Source organism: Acidovorax sp. GW823-FHT01C06, assembly GCF_058798375.1.
The window spans coordinates 117,144-136,427 of sequence record NZ_JBXAKN010000002.1; the positions used below are offsets into that span (position 1 = coordinate 117,144).

Consider the following 19,284-nt stretch of genomic DNA (forward strand, 5'->3'; position numbering starts at 1 on the left):
CACAAAGGTCGTTGTGGTCGTGTGCATCATTCGTGCTCCTTGCGGGGCGCGGCCAGCACGGGGTGGGAGATGCCGCCGCTGCCCGGGGTGTGCGAGATGGGCGCCACATGCGCGCCATGCTCCACCAGCGGGCGGTTGCCTGCCAGCTTGCGCAGCAGCACGTAGAACACGGGCGTGAGGAACAGGCCGAAGGCCGTCACACCAATCATCCCGGCGAACACCGCCACGCCCATGGCGCTGCGCATCTCGGCGCCCGCACCGGTGGACAGCACCAGGGGCAGCACCCCCATCACGAAGGCCAGCGAGGTCATCAGGATGGGGCGCAGCCGCAGGCGGCTGGCCTCGATGGCGGCCTGCACCGGTGTGCGGCCCGCAAACTCCAGCTCGCGCGCAAACTCCACGATCAGGATCGCGTTCTTGGCCGACAGCCCCACCAGCACGATGAGCCCGATCTGCGTGAACACGTTGTTGTCGCCCTTGCTGAGCCACACGCCCGTCATCGCCGCCAGCAGGCCCATGGGCACGATCAGGATGATGGCAATGGGCAGCGTCAGGCTTTCGTACTGCGCGGCCAGCACCAGGAACACCAGCAGGATGGCCAGCGGGAACACCAGCACGGCGGAGTTGCCGGCCAGGATTTCCTGGTAAGTCAGCTCGGTCCACTCGAACGTGATGCCCTGGGGCAGCGTCTCCTTGGCGATGCGCTCGATGGCCGCCTGGGCCTGGCCCGACGAGTAACCGGGCGCGGGGCCGCCATTGATGTCCGCCGCCAGATAACCGTTGTAGCGCATGGCACGCTCGGGGCCGAAGCTGGGCTCCATCTTCATCAGCGCCGACAGCGGCACCATCTCGCCGGTGGCGGAGCGCACCTTGAGAAGGCCCACGTCCTCGGCTCGCGCGCGGTAGGCCGCATCGGCCTGCACGCGCACGCTGTAGGTGCGTCCGAACTGGTTGAAGTCGTTGGCGTACAGGCTGCCCAGGTAGATCTGCAGCGTGTCGAACACGTCCGTCACGGGCACGCCCAGCTGGCGCGCCTTGGTGCGGTCGATGTTGGCGTACAGCTGCGGCACGTTGACCTGCCAGCTGGTGAACAGGCCGGCCAGCTCGGGCGTCTGGTAGGCCTTGGCCATGAAGGCCTTCACGGCGCCATCCATGGCTTCGTAGCCCAGCGAGGCGCGGTCTTCGATCTGCAGCTTGAAGCCACCCGTGGTGCCCAGCCCCGCCACCGGGGGCGGCGGGAACATGGCGATGAACGCATCCTGGATGCCGCCGAACGCCTGGTTCAGCTGCCCTGCCACGGCGCCGCCGCTCTGGTCGGCGCGGGTGCGCTCGGCAAAGGGCTTGAGCGTGGCGAACACGATGCCCGAGTTCGAGCTGTTGGTGAAGCCGTTGATCGACAGGCCCGGGAAGGCGATCGCGTCTTCGACGTTCGGGTTCTCCTTCATGATCTCGCCCATGCGGCGGATCACGTTCTCGGTGCGGTCCAGCGTGGCGCCGTCGGGCAGCTGGGCAAAGCCGATCAGGTACTGCTTGTCCTGCGCGGGCACGAAGCCGCCGGGCACGATCTTGAACAGCCCCACCGTGGCACCCACCAGTGCCAGGTAGATCACGAACATCAGTGCCTTGCGGCCAATGACGCGCTTGACGCCGCCGCTGTAGGCCTCGGAGCCGCGATGGAACAGGCGGTTGAAGCCCCGGAACAGGCCACCGAACACCTTGTCCATGCCGCGCGTGAGCGCATCCTTGGGCTCGTTGTGGCCCTTGAGCAGCAATGCACTGAGTGCGGGCGACAGGGTCAGCGAGTTGATCGCCGAGATCACCGTGGAGATCGCGATCGTGACCGCGAACTGGCGGTAGAACTGGCCCGTGAGCCCGCTGATGAAGGCCAGCGGCACGAACACCGCCACCAGCACCAGCGCGATGGCGATGATGGGGCCGGACACTTCACGCATGGCGCGGTAGGTGGCCTCGCGCGGGGTCAGGCCCGCCTCGATGTTGCGTTCCACGTTCTCCACCACCACGATGGCGTCATCCACCACGATGCCGATGGCCAGCACCAGGCCGAAGAGCGACAGCGCATTGATCGAGAATCCCAGCAGGTGCAGCACCGCGAACGTGCCCACCACCGACACCGGCACGGCCAGCAGCGGGATGATGGAGGCGCGCCAGGTCTGCAGGAACAGGATCACTACCAGCACCACGAGGGCGATGGCTTCGAGCAGCGTGTGGATCACGGACTTGATCGAGGCACGCACGAACTGCGTGGGGTCGTAGGCAATGCGGTACTCCACGCCTTCGGGCATGTTCTTCTGGATCTCGTCCATGGTCTTGCGCACGTTGGCCGAGATGTCGAGCGCGTTGGAGCCCGGCGCCTGGAACACGCCCATGCCCACGGCCGGGTCGTTGTTGAGCAGCGAACGCAGCGAGTAGTCGGCCGCACCCAGCTCCAGGCGGGCAATGTCGCGCAGGCGCGTCACCGCGCCGTCGGCACCGGTCTTGACGATGATGTCGCCGAACTCTTCCTCGGTCTGCAGGCGGCCCTGCGCGTTGATGGACAGTTGCAGGTCCACGCCCGGCAGGCCGGGCGATGCGCCCACCACGCCGGCGGCGGCCTGCACGTTCTGGCCGCGGATGGCGGTCACCACGTCGCTGGCCGAGAGGCCGCGCTGCGCGACCTTCTGCGGGTCGAGCCACACACGCATGGAGTAGTCGCCGCCGCCGAAGATCTGCACCTGGCCCACGCCGCCAATGCGGGCGAGCCGGTCCTTCACATTGAGCACCGCGTAGTTGCGCAGGTAGTCGATGTCATAGCGGTTGTTGGGCGAGACCAGGTGGACCACCATGGTCAGGTCCGGCGCGCTCTTCACGGTGGTGACGCCCAGGCGGCGCACTTCCTCGGGCAGGCGCGGCTCGGCCTGCGAGACGCGGTTTTGCACCAGCTGCTGTGCCTTGTCGGGGTCGGTGCCCAGCTGGAACGTCACCGTGAGCGTCATCACGCCGTCGGTGGTGGCCTGGCTGCCCATGTAGAGCATGCCTTCCACGCCGTTGATGGATTCCTCCAGCGGCGTGGCCACGGTCTCGGCGATCACCTTGGGGTTGGCGCCGGGGTACTGTGCGCGCACCACCACGGAGGGCGGCGCGACTTCAGGGTATTCGGAGATGGGCAGACCGCGCAATGCGATGAGCCCTCCGAGGAAGATGAGCACCGACAGCACCCCCGCAAAGATGGGGCGGTCGATGAAGAAGCGGGATAGATTCATGGATGCAAATTCCTTGCGTCGCTCCCGCTCAGGCGGCGGGCGACTTGCTGTTGTTCTTGGCTTCCTTGCGATCACCCGCAATCTCGGCCTTCGCGGTCATGGGCACGGGCTGGGGTGCCACCACGGCACCGGGGCGCACGCGCTGCAGGCCGTTGACGACGATGTTCTCGCCCGCCTTGAGGCCCGAGGTGACCACGCGCAGGCCGTCAATCGGCGCGCCCAGGGTGACCTCGCGGTACTCGGCCTTGTTGCCCTCGCCCACCACCATCACGAACTTCTTGTTCTGGTCGGTGCCCACGGCACGCTCGTTGATGAGCAGTGCCTGCGTGTTGCGGGCCTGGCCCATGCGGATGCGCGCGAACTGGCCGGGCATCAAGGCGCCGTCTTCGTTGTCGAACACCGCGCGCACACGCACCGTGCCGCTCTTGGCATCGACCTGGTTGTCGATGAGCTGCAGGCGGCCGGCATGCGGCGTGCCGCCCGTGGTGCCGGTGCCCATCTGCACGGGAATGCGCTCGATGAGCTGGCGCGCGCTGTGGCCGCGCTGGCCGCTTTGCAGGTCGGCCAGGGCCTTCACCACGATCTGCTCGTCGGTATCAAAGCTCGCGTAGATGGGGCTCACGGACACCAGCGTGGTCAGCACGGGGGCGCCCGCACCGGCGGCCACCAGGTTGCCCACGGTGACTTCGATGCGGCCCACGCGGCCCGCCACCGGGGCGCGCACCTGGGTGTAGCCGAGGTTCAGCCTGGCGGTCTGCAGCGCGGCCTGGGCGGCGCGCAGGTTGGCATCGGCCTCGCGCTGCGCGTTCAGGCGTTCGTCGTGCTCGCGCTGGGCAATGGCGCGCTCTTCGAGCAGGCGCGTGGCCCGCTCCATTTCGCTGCGGGTGTACGACACGCGGGCCTGCGCGGCCACCACCTGCGCCTCGGCGCGGTCCACCTCGGCGGCGTAGGGTGCCGGGTCCACGGTCACGAGCAGATCACCCTGCTTCACCAGCGAGCCTTCACGGAAGTGCACGGCCTGCACGGCACCCGAGACGCGCGGCCGCACGTCCACACGCTGCACGGCTTCGAGCCGGCCGGAGAACTCGTCCCACAGGGCGATGTCCTTTTGCAGCACGGCAGCCACCGACACGGGCATGGCCGGTGGCGCCGCAGGGGTGCCATCGGCCTGCGCCACGGGCGCCTGGAAAACAAGGATAGCGGCGGCCACGGCGGCCGTCACGGCGGTGGCCAGGGTGGCCAAGCCCAGCGGGCGGCTCTTGTGGGAGAGAGGATTGGAGTTCATGGTCACTTTCGGTCATAAGGGCGGCCTTCGCGGGCACGCCATGGAAGGTTTTCTGCCGCAGCAGGTGTCAGTGCACTGGTGCAGGCAGGTGTCAGTGCTGCGGCGCAGGTGCGAATCTGGGCAATGACACGGTGAGAAGGTCAAGCCCGGAACGCAGCGCGCGGGCCCATGGGCGCTTGCACGTCAACAGACGCTTTGGCGCTGGGTGGTGTGACAGCCGCCGCAGCCGGCGGGCAAAAGGATGGGTGTGCTCATGGTGTTTTCTTTCCTCCGTGTCGTTCAAATCAGTGGCGTCGGGCACAGGGGGGAGGCATGTGCGGGCAAAGCCTCTCCCTCCGGCACGCCAGGCCGGAAAATCAGTGCAAAGAATGCAAATGGATTGTTGAGAGGCCGAAGTATCGAACCTCAACTTAAGTTGAGGTCAATGACTTTCTGCGGCCAGGGTCTTCAGGAGGGCACCGGACATCGGGTGGCCTCAAAGAACATCCGGAACTGGTCCTGGGCGCCCGCGGCGCACGGACATTCGTGCTGGCCGGTCTGCAGCAGCGCATCGGGCCACTGGGCGGTCTTGGAGAACACATGGCGCGTGACCTGCAGGCCCGCAGCCTCCAGCCGCGCGGCGTAGGCCAGTGCCTCGTCGTGCATGGGGTCGGTGTCCCCCACCAGCACGAGCGTGGGCGGCAGGCCGGAGAGCCGGTGCGCGGACGCCGGCACGGCATAGGGGTGCTCGGCATCGCGGGGGCAGCGCAGGAAATTGCGCCAGCCTTCCGTCCACTTGCAGCCCGTGGCGTTGCCCGTGGCTTCGCGCAACGAGGCCGTGCCCACACAAGGGTCGAGCATGGGGGACAGGAGAATCTGCCCGGCCAGCGGCGGGTGCGACTGGTCCCGCGCCATCAGGCCCACGGCGGCAGCCAGGTTGCCGCCCGCTTCTTCCCCGGCCAGATAGACCAGCGCGCCCTGCCCGCCGAGCTTGACCCGGTTGCGGTGCACCCACTTGAGCACGTCATAGCCCGTGTCCACGGGCTGCGGAAACGGAGTGAGCGGGTAGGCCACGGAAACCACCACGGCCCCCACACCCTCCAGCAGAGACGCCACGGTGCAGCCGTTGTCGAGATCCCCCGACACGAAGGCCCCGCCATGAAAATGCACCACCACGGGCGAGGCCTGTCCGGCCTTCTTGCGGCCGTACATGCGCACCGCCACGTCCTGCCCCTTGGTCACCTCGATGGTGGCGTCGGAGCACACGGACACCGCCGCCTTGGAAGCGGCCCCAGGCGCCCGGGCTGCCTTGGCGGGCGCTGCGGCAGGCTGCGGTGTGGAGAATGGCGAAGACGGTTGGTCGGGCTGCATGGCATGTACCCAGTGGGTGAAGGTAGGTGAACGATGGGTCAAATGTAGTAGCTTGTGCCTTCAGGATAAACAGGCCAAACACCACCGCACTGTTTCCATAAGCTCAACAATCACGGGGTGGCGCGCGTGTGAGAATTCCTCAGCACCCACTGGTGGGTGCTGTAGTTCCAGATTCAAGGAGAAGCCATGGACCAGATACAGGCCATGCGCATATTCGTGCGGGTGGTGGAGGCCGGCACGTTTACCCGGGCGGCGGATTCGCTCTCGCTGCCCAAAGCCACCGTGACCAAGCATGTGCAGGCGCTGGAGGAACGCCTGCGCGTGAAGCTGCTCAACCGCACCACCCGGCGTGTGACGGTGACGCCGGACGGCGCCGCCTACTACGACCGCACGGTGCGCCTGCTGACCGATCTGGACGACATCGAGGCCAGCATGACCAACGCGCGCGCGAATCCACGCGGGCGCCTGCGCATCGACGTCGGAACGTCCATGGCGCAATTGCTCATCATCCCGCACCTGGCGGAGTTCCATGCCCGCTACCCCGACATCCAGCTGGACCTGGGGGTGAGCGACCGCATCGTGGACCTGATCGGCGACAACGTGGACTGCGTGATCCGCGGGGGCGAGCTCAGCGACCAGTCGCTGGTGGCCCGGCGCATCGGCAACCTGGAATTCATCACGGTGGCCTCGCCCGACTACGTGTCGCGCAAGGGCTCGCCCGCCCACCCGCTGGAGATCGAGGAAAAGCACGCCAGCGTGATCTACTTTTCCCCCCAGACCGGCCGGCACTACCCGCTGGAGTTCCGCAAAGGCGACGAGTCCATCGACATCACGGGCCCCTACCAGCTGAGCGTCAACGAGAGCAATGCCTACGTGACCTCCATCGTGGCGGGCCTCGGGATCGGCCAGATCACGAGCTACCAGGCCGAGCGGCACCTGCAAGACGGTACGCTGGTGCGGCTGCTGCCGGAGTGGACCCAGCCGCTGCTGCCCGTGTATGTGGTGTACCCCCCCAACCGGCACCTGAGCGCGAAGGTGCGGGCCTTCGTGGACTGGGCAGCAGAGCTGTGCCAGCGTGAAACCGGACTCCAGCGGGTTGCTTGACCCCGCCGCCCGCGGCCTTATGCTTGGGTCCATGAACGCCACCGAGCCCCGCCCAGACCCCGCGACCCAGGAAGCCCCCGCGCCCACAGCAGCACCCGCCGGCGCGCCGGCGTCCACACCCCAAGCCCCCGCCAGGCAGCCGCGCAACCCCCTGCACGGCGTGACCCTGGAAGCCATGGTGGTCGGGCTGGCCGACTACTTTGGCTGGGATGAACTCGGCCGGCAAATCCCCATCCGCTGTTTCCAGAGCGACCCCAGCGTGGGCTCCAGCCTGAAGTTCCTGCGCAAGACGCCGTGGGCGCGCGAGAAGGTCGAAAGCCTGTACCTCTTCATGCTGCGCGACCAAAAGCGCAACGCCCAGGAGTAGTAGCAGCAGGCAGCAGCCGCCGGCGTCAGCCCAGCGCCTGCACCACGTCGGCCTGGAGGTCCTGCACATCCTCGATGCCGATGCTCATGCGCACCAGCGCATCCGACACCCCGTTGGCGCGCCGCACGGCCTCGGGCATGCCGCGGTGGGTGGTGGATGCGGGGTGGCAGGCCAGCGAATCGGCATCGCCCACGGACACGGCCTGGGTCACGATGCACAAGCGGTCGAGGAAGTGCCGCGCGGCCTCGCGCCCGCCCCGCAGGTCGAACGCCAGAATGCTGCCGAAGTGGCGCATCTGGCGCGCCGCCACCGCGTGCCCGGGATGATCGCCCAGGCCGGGGTAATACACGCGCTCCACCGCGGGATGGCGGTCAAGGCCGTGGGCCAGCGCATGCGCCGATGCGCAGGCGGCCTGCACGCGCAGCGGCAGCGTCTTGAGCCCGCGCAGCAGCATCGCCGCCTCGTGCGGGCTGAGGCACCCGCCCAGCTGGCCCATGCCCGCCGAACGAATCGCATTCATCAGCTCCACTGAGCCCACGGCCGCTCCGCCGGTGGCGTCGCCGTGGCCACTGATGAACTTGGTCGCCGAATGCACCACCACATCGATGCCCAGCGCCCGTGGCCGGGTGAGGTAAGGCGTGGCAAAGGTGTTGTCGGCGATGCTGATCGCGCCCGCCCGCCGGGCCACCTGCGCCACCTGCTCCAGGTCGGTCACTTCCAGCGTCGGGTTGCTGGGCGTCTCCACGTAGACGATGCGCGTGCCCGTGGGGAGGCCCTCCTGCAAACCCTCCACGGTGGCGAAATGCCGCACGCCGATGCCCAGGCGCGGCAGCAGCGTGCGCATCACGCCATCGGTGCCGCCATAGAGCGTGCCGACGCAGGCGACGGTATCGCCCGCCGAGAGCAGGCCGATCAGGCTCGCGCTGATGGCCGCCATGCCGCTGGCGAACCCGACGGCGGCGGGGGCACCTTCCAGCAGGGCCATCTTGCGCTCGAAGGCGGCGACGGTCGGGTTGGCGAATCGGCTGTAGACGTAGCCAGGCGCATCGCCATTGAAGCGGCTCACGCCCGCATCAAAATCGTCATAGGCAAAGGCCGAGGTTGCGACGATGGGTGTCGCGATGGCCCCCGTGCCGGGATCGGGTGCCTGGCCCGCATGGACCGCAAGGGTGCGGAAACCCCAGGCGTGTGATGGATCGGGGGTGGGGGGAATCTGTGTGGTCATGGCGTATGCGGCTTTCCTGGCACTCTCACTGCGGGCCTTGGCCGCGCGCTCAGTCGGTGAACGCCACGGTGTGCCTGGCGCGGCGGTCGACCTGCAGATTGAAGATATCCGGCCGTGCATAGTGGCCGACCACATCGAAGTCATAGCGCGCGCGCACCAGCTCCTCCACATCGATCTGCGCGGTGAGCAAGCCTGTCCGGCCCTGCAGCGGACCCGCCAGCACGTCGCCCAGCGGCCCGACGATCACGCTGTTGCCGCGGATGAGCGGCCGATCCGGCTCCCACCCCGGCGCCTCCACCCCCAGCTCGCGCGGCGACGGCTGCACCTGGCAGGCGCTGATCACGAAGCAGCGCCCCTCGTGCGCGATGTGGCGCATGGAGCACTGCCAGATGTCGCGTTCGTCCACCGTGGGCGCGCACCAGATCTGCACACCCTGCGCGTACATGGCGGTGCGCAGCAGCGGCATGTGGTTCTCCCAGCAGATCACGCCGCCCACGCGGCCCGCGGCCGATTCGACGACCGGCAGGGTGGAGCCATCTCCCATGCCCCATATCAGCCGCTCGGTGCCGGTGGGCATCAGCTTGCGGTGCCTGGCCACCAGCCCCTCCACCGGGTCGAAGTACAGGGCAGTGCAGTACAGCGTGCTGCCCGCGCGCTCGATCACGCCGAGCACGAGCGTGGCGCCGGTGCGTGCCGACAGGCCGGCCAGTGCCTGCGTCTCGGGCCCTGGCACGTCGATGGCGCTGGCGTGGTACCGGGCGAAGGCCTCACGCCCTTCCGGCAGGCGATAGCCCAGGCGCGTGCCAAAGATCTCGCCCTTGGGGTAGCCGCCCAGCAGGGCCTCGGGCATGACCACCAGCCGCACGCCCGATGCCTGGATATCGGCCTCGTGGGCGAGCACATCGGCCAGCGTCTGCGCGGTACCCGCGGGGGAAGAGCCGATCTGCAGGGCGGCAACGGTCGTGAGGGGCATGGTGGAAGTCCTTGGGAGAAAGAGGTCCCCCAGTGTTGCCAAAGCCCTAAGATGAATCAATCCGCCACCGTTGCTTAGTGATATGAATAATATTGATATCGGATTTGATCTCAACGGCCTGCGCGTCTTCGAGGCCTTGCACGAGGAAGGTGGGGCCACGCGCGCGGCGCTGCGGCTGGGCGTGACCCAGTCGGCCGTGAGCGCGGCGCTGGCACGGCTGCGCCATGTATATGGCGACCCGCTGTTCACCCGCACTGGCCGTGGCCTGGCGCCCACGCTGCGCGCGCAGGAGCTCAAGCCCGTGATCAGCGAAGCGCTGAACAAATGCAGGGAGAGCCTCGCCCTGGGCTCCACGCCCCAGACGCGCTATCAGGTGCGGTCCGTGGTGATCGGCATGTCGGATGATTTCGAGATCGCGATGGGCCAGGCGCTGGTGAGGGCCGTGGCGCAGCACGCGCCCGGCCTGCGCCTGGCCTTTCGGCAGACGCACAGCCAGATCGTGGCCGAGATGCTCATGGCGCGCGAGATCGACCTGGCGATCACGGCCGGCGGATTCGCCACACGCTGGCTCAGCCACCAGGCGCTGGGCGAAGGGGGGTACGCCTGCCTCATCGACGCAGTGGCGCCGGGCCCCGTCGCCAGGGCGGGCAAGCGGCGCGGCGGCGCAGCCCCGCCCGGCCTGAGCGTGGAGGACTACGTGCACCGCGAGCATGTGCTCATCTCGTCGGGCGGCTTCATCGGCGTGGTGGACGAGGTGCTGGCCGCCACGGGCCACAAGCGCCGTGTGATTGCATCCACCACGCATTTCGCCGCCCTGCCCTACCTGCTGGCGGGAACCCGCGCGGTCGCCACGCTGCCCGCGCATGCGGCCCAGGCGATCGCGCGGATGACCGGCCTGCAGGTTCTGCCCTGCCCGATCGCCATGCCGCGCTATGCCATCGAGCTCGGCTGGCGCACCGATGCGCTCCGCGATTCGGCGGTGGCGCATGTCCGCACCATCGTGGCGCAGCAGTGGCCCCAGGGATCTGCTGCCACGGGGGCCTGAGCCCCCAGCCTGCGCCCGCCTGCCGTGCGGGGTTTCTTTCGGTACCGCGCCGGCTCAGTCGCCCGTGGTCACCAGGAAGTCGCGGCTGATGCCCCCTCCCAGGTCGTTGACCCGGTCAAGGAACTGCGTGAGGAACGCGTGCAGCCCTGTCGACAGGATTTCGTCGATGCGGCCATATTGCAGGTCGGCCAGCAGGCGGCCCGCGCGGCGCTGCGTTTCAGCCGACTGCTGATTGGCCACGACGCCCAGGTTGTCCACCACTTCGCGCAGGCAGGCGTGCAGCGAGCGGGGCATGTCGCGGCGCAGGATCAGCAGGTCGGCCACGCGGCCGGGGGTGATCACGTCGCGGTAGACCTTGCGGTAGACCTCGAAGGCCGAGACGCTGCGCAGGATGGCGCTCCAATGGTAGAAGTCGTTCTCCTGGTTGCGCTCGCTGGCCCGGCCGAAGAAGTCGTTCTTCACCGCATGGAACTTCACGTCCAGCAGGCGCGCGGTGTTGTCCGCCCGCTCCAGGAAGGTGCCCATGCGCAGGAAATGAAAAGCCTCGTCCTGCAGCATGGTGCCCAGCACCACGCCGCGCGACAGGTGCGAGCGGTACTTCACCCATTCGAAGAACTGCCCCGGATCCCGTTCGAAGGCGCTGCCTTCGAGCTGGCGGTGCAGTTCCAGCCAGGTCTGGTTCTGCGTCTCCCACACCTCGGTGGTGAGGGCGCCACGCACGGCCCGCGCATTTTCGCGGGCGGCACGCAGGCACGAGAGGATGGACGAGGGGTTGTCGCCGTCGCGCACCATGAACTCGAGCACGCACTGCGGCGTGACCTTGCCATGCTTGGCGGCATAGGCCGGGATCAGCTCGCTGATGGACAGCAGCCCTTCCCAGCCTTCCTGCGCCACGTCGGCGGACTGGGGCAGCAGCGAGGTTTCGTAGCTCACGTTGAGCATGCGGGCGGTGTTTTCCGCCCTTTCGGTGTACCTGGACATCCAGAACAGATGGTCGGCGGTGCGGCTCAGCATTTCAGAATCCTCCCTGTGATTGCGTCATGCCGCCCATGGATTGCGACTGCAGCGCCGGCGCGGCGGTGTGCTCCCCCAGCACCCAGGTGTCCTTTGTCCCGCCGCCCTGCGAGGAATTCACCACCAGCGAACCCTCCTGCAGCGCGACGCGCGTGAGCCCCCCCGCCACCATCTGCACCTCGCGGCCGCTGAGCACGAAGGGGCGCAGGTCGATGTGGCGCGGCGCGATGCCGCTCTCCACGTAGGTGGGGCAGCTGGACAGGCTAAGCGTGGGCTGCGCGATGTAGCCTGCCGGGTTGGCCAGCAGCGCGCGGCGGAAGTCCTCGATCTCGGCCTGCGTGGCCGCCGGGCCGATGAGCATGCCGTAGCCGCCCGCGCCGTGCACTTCCTTGACCACCAGGTCCTTCAGGTTCGCCAGCACGTGCTGCAGGTCGTCCTGCTTGCGGCACATCCAGGTGGGCACATTCTTCAGGATGGGCTCCTGGCCCAGGTAGAAGCGGATCATCTCGGGCACGTAGGGGTAGACCGACTTGTCGTCGGCCACGCCCGTGCCCACCGCATTGCAGATGCCGACATTGCCGGCGCGGTACGCCTCCATGAGGCCGTGGCAGCCCAGCGTGGAGTTGCGGCGGAACACCTGCGGGTCGAGGAAGTCGTCGTCCACGCGGCGGTAGATCACGTCCACCCGCTGCAGGCCGCGCGTGGTGCGCATGTAGACGAACTTGTCCTTGACCACGAGGTCCTGTCCTTCGACCAGCTCCACCCCCATCTGCTGGGCCAGGAAGGCATGCTCGAAGTACGCGCTGTTGTGCATGCCGGGTGTCAGGACCACCACCGTGGGCTCGTCGGCCGTGGCGGGCGCGCTGGCGCGCAGGGTCTCCAGCAGCATGTCGGGGTAATGCGCCACCGGCGCCACCTTGTGCAGGCTGAACAGCTCGGGGAAGAGCCGCATCATCATCTTGCGGTTCTCGAGCATGTAGCTCACGCCGCTGGGCACGCGCAGGTTGTCCTCCAGCACGTAGTACTCGCCCTCGCCCTGTGCATTGGGGGCGCGCACGATATCGATGCCGGCGATGTGCGCGTAGATGTTCTTGGGCACCTGCACGCCGGCCATCTCCGGCCGGTACTGGGCATTGTTGAGGATGAGATCGGCGGGCACGATGCCGGCGCGGATGATGTCCTGGCCGTGGTACACGTCGTGGATGAAGCGGTTGAGGGCCGTGACCCGCTGCACCAGCCCCTGCTGCATGCTGCTCCACTCGTGGGCCGGGATGATGCGGGGAATCAGGTCGAACGGGATCAGCCGCTCGTTGCCCGCCCCGCCCTCATCCTTGGCGCCGTAGACGGCAAAGGTGATGCCCACGCGCCGGAAGATCATCTCGGCCTCGGCCCGGCGGGCCTGCATCACGTCAGGGGGCTGTTTGTTCAACCACTGCGCATAGCGCTTGTAGTGTTCCCGCACATCGCTGCCATCGAAAGGCAGCATGGCGTACATCTCGTCAAATTTCTGCATGAACTGGCCTCCTGCTGTCAGGATAGCAAGTTGTACGCCCGCACTCCCCGAACCAGCTCAAAATCTTTCCGGGGCCCCGTGCATCGGCAGGCCGGCGGGCCCGCCGCGCCCGCAGATCACTCCGGCCACGGTGCCATGCGATGCTGCCAGTACCGCGCGCCGACGTCGCGTTCACACGCCACCCGCGCGGGTTGCGCCGACGACCACGCGGCAGCCCCGCAGCGGGACGACTCCACCACGCGGATCCCCCGCTCCCGGTAGCGCTGCAGCACCTCGGCCGCAGGGTGGCCAAAGCGGTTGCGGTAGCCCGCCTGCACCAAAGCAGTGCGCGGTGCCACGGCCTCCAGAAACGCCGGCGAGGACGAGGTCTTGCTCCCGTGGTGGGGCACGAGCAGCACGTCGGCCTGCACCGCGGCGCCCCGCGCCAGCAGGGCCTGCTCCTGGGCGGCCTCGATGTCACCGGCCAGCAGCGCGACGGAGCCCGTTTCCCCTTTTTCTGCGGCGGCCGCGATGCGCAGCGTGCAACTGAGCGCGTTGGGCCGGGCGGTGGGCGCGGCGGCGTCTTGTGCCCCCGGGTGCAGCACCTCGAAAGACACGCCATCCCATGTCCACCGCTGGCCCGCCACGCAGGGCCTGACGGGGCGCAGTGCCTGCAGCGTGTGCTCAGCCTCGATCGAACCAGTGAGTTCGGCCCCCGGCTGCTGGGCCAGCACCGCCGCCGCGCCGCCCGTGTGGTCGGCATCGCGGTGGCTGAGCATGAGCACGTTCACGCGCTCGCCCAGCGCCCGCAGCAGCGGCACCAGCACGCGGTGGCCCGCGTCGCTTTCGCGGCTGAAACGCGGCCCTGCGTCGTACAGCAGGGTGTGGGTCGCGGTGCGCACCAGCACCGCATTGCCCTGGCCGATGTCCGCCGCCAGCAATTCGAACTGTCCCGCCGCCGGCCGCGCGGGCTGCCAGCACAGCGCGGGCCACAGCAGCGGAAGGGCCAGCCACCGCAGACGCCAGGGCAACCTCGCGGCCACAAGCGCACCCCCGGCCACGGCCAGCACGCCGGCCCACAGCGGCGCCGCGGGCATGTGGAGCACGGCCCAGGGCCACTGCGCCAGCCATTGCAGCAGTACCGCCAGCGGCTGCAGGCCGAAGGCGGCCAGGCTCCAGAGCGGCGGCCACAGCACCCCGCCCAGTGCCAGCGGAGTGACCACCAGGGTGACCCAGGGAATCGCCACCAAATTGGCGGCAAAGCCCACCACGGACACCTGGCCGAACAGCAGCAGGGTCAGGGGCGTGAGGGCCAGCGTCACCACCCACTGCTCGCGCACCAAGGCATGAAAACGCTGCCTGGCGCTGGATGGATAAGCGCCATCAGCTACTGAATTAGTAGCAAACAAGATACCCACGGCGACAAAGCTGAGCCAGAAGCCTGCCTGCGCGAGCGCCCAGGGGTCCGCCACCACCACGGCCGCGCACGCCAGCAGCCACACCTGCGGCCACGGCCAGCGGCGGCCGCACAGCTGCAGCAGGGCGATGGCGCCCAGCATGGTCACCGTGCGTTGCGCAGGCACGCCCCAGCCGCTGAAAACGGCGTACGCCGCGGCCAGCGCCACCCCGGCGGCCAGCGCGGCGGACGGCGCGGGCACCGCCAGGCACAGCCGCGTGGACCTTCGCCACAACGCCCCCACCGCCAGCGCGGCCAGCCATGCGAACAGCGTGATGTGAAGGCCCGAAATGCTCATGAGGTGCGCGACGCCCGTGGCGCGGAACACGTCCCAGTCGGCACGGTCGATGGCACGCTGGTCACCCGTCACCAAAGCCGCCACCACGCCCGCGATGCGTGCGCGGGCGGGGTCGTCGCCGTGCACGTCGCGGGCCAGGCGGTCCAGGATCGCGTCGCGCACGGATTGCCGCAGCCGCTCCACGGGATGCCGCCAGGTCGATTGCAGATGCACCGGAGGCTCATCCCTGGGGCCCGCGCGCACATATCCCGTGGCCTGCACCCCCTGCTCCCACATCCACAGTTCGTAGTCAAACCCGTGCGGGTTGCGCAGCCCGTGCGGAGCCTTCAGCCGCACCGTCAGCGCCCAGCGGTCACCCGCCTTCAAGGCGGGCGGCTGGCGCTGCAGGTCCACCGCTCCGCCGGGATCAAGGAACGGCCCCCCGTACCAGGCCACTTCGATGCGCGTGGGCAGGGCCACGGGGGAGCCGTTCAGGCGCGCGGCCTGCACGTCCATGCGCAGCCGGGTTCCGGCCTCGTTGGCCTGCGGCATGGCGGCCACCACGCCGGTGACACGGATGTCCTGCCCTTCCAGCGCGGGCGCCAGGCCTTCTTCCATGTAGTCCACGGCCCGCAGCCCGGCCCCCGCGAACATCGCCAGCGCGCCGGCGCACAGCGCGAGCACGGTGGCCGCCGCGCGGGCCCCGCGCCCCGCCGCCGCACGAGGGCGCCCGTGGACCACGCGCGCGCACCACCCCAGCGCGCATGCCACCACCAGCAGCGCCGCATAGGCGGCCGCGGGCCACAGCGCGGGCTGCTGCAACTGCAGCGCAGCACCCGATACCGCCCCCAGCAACAATGCGGGCACCAGCCAGGGCACGGGGGCCGCGGCGCCCGCGCCAACCGTGCCCGCAGGGGCTGGCGCAATCGCATTAGTGGTGCTTATGGCGGGCATGGGCTGATGCTAATGCGGCGCCAGGGCCGCTGCCGCTGGATTCCGCGCACCGGGCTGTGTAACACTCGCGGCCACCCCCGGTGCCGCCAGCATGGCCGGCAGCGCCGCACCGGCCGTCCCACCATCCCTTTCACTGACTTCATACCGAGGAAGACCATGAGCGTTTACGACAAGCTGAAGGAACTCAACATCACCCTGCCCCCCGTGTCGGTGCCCGCGGCCGCCTACGTGCCCTACGTGCAGACGGGCAATCTCGTGTTCCTGAGCGGCCACATCGCGCGCAAGGACGGCAAGCCCTGGGTGGCGCAGTTCGGCCGCGACATCGGCACCGACGAAGGCAAGCAGGCTGCCCGCGCGGTGGCCATCGACCTGCTGGGCACCCTGCAGGCGGCCTGCGGCGGCGACCTCACCCGCGTGCGGCGCATCGTCAAGCTGATGAGCCTGGTGAACTCCACGGGCGACTACACCGAACAGCATCTGGTGACCAACGGCGCCAGCGAGCTGCTGGGCCAGGTCTTTGGCGAAAACGGCGTCCATGCACGCAGCGCCTTCGGCGTGGCGCAGATCCCCATGGGTGCCTGCGTGGAAATCGAGTTGATCGCCGAACTGGGACAGGGCTGAGCCCCGGCGGACAGTGGGCGAAGCGCCCCTGCGTGCAGGCGCTTCGCGGTCAAGGCCGAACCGGCACGGGGAAAGCCCCGGCGCCCGCATAGACACCCGCGCTGCCCAGCTCTTCCTCGATCGCCAGCAGGCGGTTGTACTTGGCGACGCGGTCGGAACGGCACAGCGAGCCGGTCTTGATCTGGCGCGCGCGGGTGGCAACGGCCAGGTCTGCGATCGTGACGTCTTCGGTTTCTCCCGAGCGGTGCGACACGACGGCCGAGAACCCGGCGCGCGCCGCCATGTCGATGGCGGCCAGCGTCTCGCTGAGGGTGCCGATCTGGTTGGGCTTGATGAGGATGGCGTTGGCCGCGCCGTCGGAAATGCCGCGCTCCAGGATCGCGGTGTTGGTGACGAACAGGTCGTCGCCCACCAGCTGAACATGCTGGCCGAGCCTGCGCGTGAGCAGCGCCCAGCCCTCCCAGTCGCTCTCGGCCAGGCCATCCTCGATGGACAGGATGGGGTAGTGCGCGACCAGTTGCGCCAGGTAGTCGACGAACTCGGCCGGCGTGTAGGCCTTGTGCTCCCCAGCCAGCTCGTAGCGGCCCTCGTGCAAAAGCTCGGAACTGGCGACGTCCAGGCCGAGCCAGATGTCCTTGCCCGCGCGCAGCCCGGTCGTTTCGATGGCCGCCAGGATCATGTCCAGCGCGGCGGCGTTGGAGGGCAGGTCGGGCGCGAAGCCGCCCTCGTCGCCCACCGCGGTGGTCCTGCCCTGTGCCTTGAGCAGGCTCCTGAGCGCATGGAACACCTCGGCGCCCTGGCGCAAGGCCTCCTTGAAGCTGGGCGCCTGCACGGGCAGGATCATGAACTCCTGGATGTCCACGTTGTTGTCGGCATGCGCCCCGCCATTGATGATGTTCATCATCGGCACCGGCAGCTGGGGCGCCACGCCGCCAGTGGCGAGCGCGCGGTACAGCGGCTGCTTGCGCTGCGCGGCCCGGGCCTTGGCGGCCGCCAGCGAAACCGCCAGGATCGCATTGGCACCCAGGCGTGATTTGTCCGCACTGCCATCCAGCGCGATCATGTGCCGGTCCAGCGCCCCCTGGTCGCTGGCGTCCATGCCACGCAACGCCTGGCGCAGTTCGCCATTGACATGCGACACCGCCAGGGCGACACCCCTTCCGCCATAGCGCCGCATGTCCCTGTCGCGCAGCTCGACCGCCTCGCGCGACCCGGTGGAGGCCCCGGAAGGCACGGCCGCAAAGCCGCTGCTGCCGTCCTGGAGCACGACCGTGGCCGCCACCGTGGGGTGGCCCCGGGAGTCCAGGATCTCGATGCCGTGAATGTCCTTGATGGCTGTCATGGTGCTCAAGCCTTTGCGATGTGGATGAAGTTGGTGCTGCCCACGACGCCGAAGGGCGTACCGGCGGCGATGCACAGCTGGTCACCGTCCCGGGCAATGCCCTCCTGGCGCGCCACGCGGCGGGCCTGCTCGACGAGCTCGGGCACGCCGCTGACCGGCGCATCGGCATGGACCGAGTGGATGCCCCAGGCCAGCGCCAGGCGGCGGGCGATGTGCATGTCCGGGGTGATGCTCAGCACGGCAGCGGCCGGCCGCTCCCGCGCCGCACGCAGCGCCGTCGCCCCTGAGCGCGAGTAGGTCACGATGGCGGCCATGGGCAGCAGTGCCGCCGCCGTGCGCAGGCATTGGCAAATGACATCGGCCACGCTGTCGCCCAGCGCGCGCGACGAGGCTTCCACGATCTCGCGGTAGTGCGGATCGGACTCCACCTCGCGGATGATGCGGCCCATCATCGCGACCGCCTCGCGCGGGTAGCGGCCAGAGGCCGACTCGGCCGACAGCATGACGGCATCGCTGCCCTCGTAGACGGCCGTCGCCACATCGGAGGCCTCGGCGCGTGTCGGCACCGGCGCATGGACCATGGAATCCAGCATCTGCGTGGCGACGATGACCGGCTTGCCGGCGGCACGGCAGGCGCCGACGATGCGCTTCTGGATGCGCGGCACCTGCTCTGCCGGCAGCTCCACCCCCATGTCGCCGCGCGCGACCATGATCGCGTCGGCCCGCGCGATGATCGCGTCCAGGGCGTCGATCCCCGCCGGTTTCTCCAGCTTGGCCAGCACACCGGCGCGCCCTTGCACGATGGCATGGACTTCGTCCAGGTCCTCGGGGCGCTGGACGAAGGACAGCGCCACCCAATCCACCCCCAGCGACAGGCCAAACGCCAGGTCGGCCCGGTCCTTGGGCGTGAGCGCCGAGATCGGCAGCAGCACCGAGGGCACGTTGACCCCCTTGCGCTCGGACAGGGTCCCGCCCGCCATGACCACGGTGTCCGCGAACCCGGGGCCGCAGGCCGTCACGCGCAGCCGCAGCTTGCCGTCGTCGAGCAGCAGGTCCGTACCGGCGACCAGGGCCGCGAAGATCTCGGGGTGCGGCAGTGGCGCCCGGCTGGCGTCCCCGGGGCGGTCTTCCAGGTCGAGCCTGAAGCGCGCACCGGCCCGCAGCTCGACCGGACCATCGGCAAAAGTGCCGATGCGCAGCTTGGGGCCCTGCAGATCCTGCAGGATGGCGATCGGCCGGCCACGCTCCTGTTCGATCCGCCGGATCATCTCCAGGCTGGCGCGGTGCTGGGCATGGCTTCCGTGGCTGAAGTTCAGGCGGAACACATCGGCCCCGGCGTCGAACAGGGCCCGGATCGTGGCGGCGTCGGAACTGGAGGGGCCCAGGGTGGCGACGATCTTGGCGCGGCGGTCGCGGCGCGAGGCGGCGGCCCCGCTCAAGGGGTAGACGGCAAGCGTGGTCATGGGTGAAGCTTCCTGGAAGGGTTGCGGAATGCGGCGGCTGGCCGGCAGCGCCCTTG

The 19,284-nt window shown here is 69.0% G+C and carries 14 protein-coding genes; 4 read left to right on the forward strand and 10 right to left on the reverse strand.

Annotated features, from left to right (window positions below):
- Nucleotides 1-26: 26 nt before the first annotated feature.
- The 3 genes from AC1RCS_RS06090 to AC1RCS_RS06100 form a co-directional block, all read right to left on the reverse strand.
- The gene (locus AC1RCS_RS06090; RefSeq protein WP_492244058.1) at nt 27-3,260 is read right to left on the reverse strand and encodes an efflux RND transporter permease subunit; all 3,234 of its coding nucleotides are present in this window, start codon (nt 3,258-3,260) and stop codon (nt 27-29) included.
- A 28-nt stretch (nt 3,261-3,288) separates the two neighbouring features.
- Nucleotides 3,289-4,545 (reverse strand): efflux RND transporter periplasmic adaptor subunit, encoded by a 1,257-nt coding sequence (locus tag AC1RCS_RS06095; RefSeq protein WP_218295425.1) that lies wholly within the window; start codon nt 4,543-4,545, stop codon nt 3,289-3,291.
- A 447-nt stretch (nt 4,546-4,992) separates the two neighbouring features.
- Complete coding sequence (locus AC1RCS_RS06100; protein ID WP_492244059.1) at nt 4,993-5,895, reverse strand: alpha/beta hydrolase; 903 nt, start codon at nt 5,893-5,895, stop codon at nt 4,993-4,995.
- A 186-nt stretch (nt 5,896-6,081) separates the two neighbouring features.
- Between AC1RCS_RS06100 and AC1RCS_RS06105 the strand changes: the two genes are divergently transcribed.
- Nucleotides 6,082-6,999: a LysR family transcriptional regulator gene (locus AC1RCS_RS06105; RefSeq protein WP_218295427.1), complete on the forward strand. Its 918-nt coding sequence runs from the start codon at nt 6,082-6,084 to the stop codon at nt 6,997-6,999.
- A gap of 31 nt (nt 7,000-7,030) precedes the next feature.
- Entirely contained in the window at nt 7,031-7,366 is a 336-nt protein-coding gene (locus AC1RCS_RS06110; RefSeq protein ID WP_218295428.1) for a VF530 family protein, read from the forward strand.
- A 25-nt stretch (nt 7,367-7,391) separates the two neighbouring features.
- Here AC1RCS_RS06110 and AC1RCS_RS06115 read toward each other — a convergent pair whose 3' ends face one another.
- Both AC1RCS_RS06115 and AC1RCS_RS06120 read right to left on the reverse strand, forming a co-directional pair.
- Nucleotides 7,392-8,591, reverse strand: coding sequence for a trans-sulfuration enzyme family protein (locus tag AC1RCS_RS06115; RefSeq protein WP_492244060.1), 1,200 nt, complete (start codon nt 8,589-8,591; stop codon nt 7,392-7,394).
- Between the two features lie 49 nt (nt 8,592-8,640).
- Complete coding sequence (locus AC1RCS_RS06120; RefSeq protein WP_492244061.1) at nt 8,641-9,564, reverse strand: carbon-nitrogen hydrolase family protein; 924 nt, start codon at nt 9,562-9,564, stop codon at nt 8,641-8,643.
- A gap of 82 nt (nt 9,565-9,646) precedes the next feature.
- Between AC1RCS_RS06120 and AC1RCS_RS06125 the strand changes: the two genes are divergently transcribed.
- Nucleotides 9,647-10,609 (forward strand): LysR family transcriptional regulator, encoded by a 963-nt coding sequence (locus tag AC1RCS_RS06125; RefSeq protein ID WP_492244062.1) that lies wholly within the window; start codon nt 9,647-9,649, stop codon nt 10,607-10,609.
- 54 nt (nt 10,610-10,663) lie between these two features.
- Here the strand turns inward: AC1RCS_RS06125 and AC1RCS_RS06130 are convergent, their stop codons facing one another.
- The 3 genes from AC1RCS_RS06130 to AC1RCS_RS06140 all read right to left on the reverse strand — a co-directional run bounded on the left by AC1RCS_RS06130 (nt 10,664) and on the right by AC1RCS_RS06140 (nt 15,802).
- Nucleotides 10,664-11,623, reverse strand: coding sequence for an alpha-E domain-containing protein (locus AC1RCS_RS06130; RefSeq protein WP_492244063.1), 960 nt, complete (start codon nt 11,621-11,623; stop codon nt 10,664-10,666).
- Between the two features lies 1 nt (nt 11,624).
- Nucleotides 11,625-13,136: a circularly permuted type 2 ATP-grasp protein gene (locus AC1RCS_RS06135; RefSeq protein ID WP_218295433.1), complete on the reverse strand. Its 1,512-nt coding sequence runs from the start codon at nt 13,134-13,136 to the stop codon at nt 11,625-11,627.
- A 116-nt stretch (nt 13,137-13,252) separates the two neighbouring features.
- Nucleotides 13,253-15,802, reverse strand: a complete 2,550-nt coding sequence (locus tag AC1RCS_RS06140; protein ID WP_492244064.1) for a DNA internalization-related competence protein ComEC/Rec2 — start codon at nt 15,800-15,802, stop codon at nt 13,253-13,255.
- A 156-nt stretch (nt 15,803-15,958) separates the two neighbouring features.
- On the opposite strand from AC1RCS_RS06140, the gene AC1RCS_RS06145 reads away from it, so the two are divergent.
- On the forward strand, nt 15,959-16,423 hold the full coding sequence (locus AC1RCS_RS06145; RefSeq protein ID WP_218295435.1) for a RidA family protein: 465 nt from the start codon (nt 15,959-15,961) through the stop codon (nt 16,421-16,423).
- 49 nt (nt 16,424-16,472) lie between these two features.
- On the opposite strand, the gene eno is transcribed toward AC1RCS_RS06145, so the two are convergent.
- Both eno and pyk read right to left on the reverse strand, forming a co-directional pair.
- Nucleotides 16,473-17,765: a phosphopyruvate hydratase gene (gene eno / locus AC1RCS_RS06150; RefSeq protein ID WP_218340208.1), complete on the reverse strand. Its 1,293-nt coding sequence runs from the start codon at nt 17,763-17,765 to the stop codon at nt 16,473-16,475.
- Nucleotides 17,766-17,770: 5 nt separating this feature from the next.
- On the reverse strand, nt 17,771-19,228 hold the full coding sequence (gene pyk, locus AC1RCS_RS06155) for a pyruvate kinase (RefSeq protein ID WP_492244065.1): 1,458 nt from the start codon (nt 19,226-19,228) through the stop codon (nt 17,771-17,773).
- Nucleotides 19,229-19,284 lie beyond the last annotated feature (56 nt).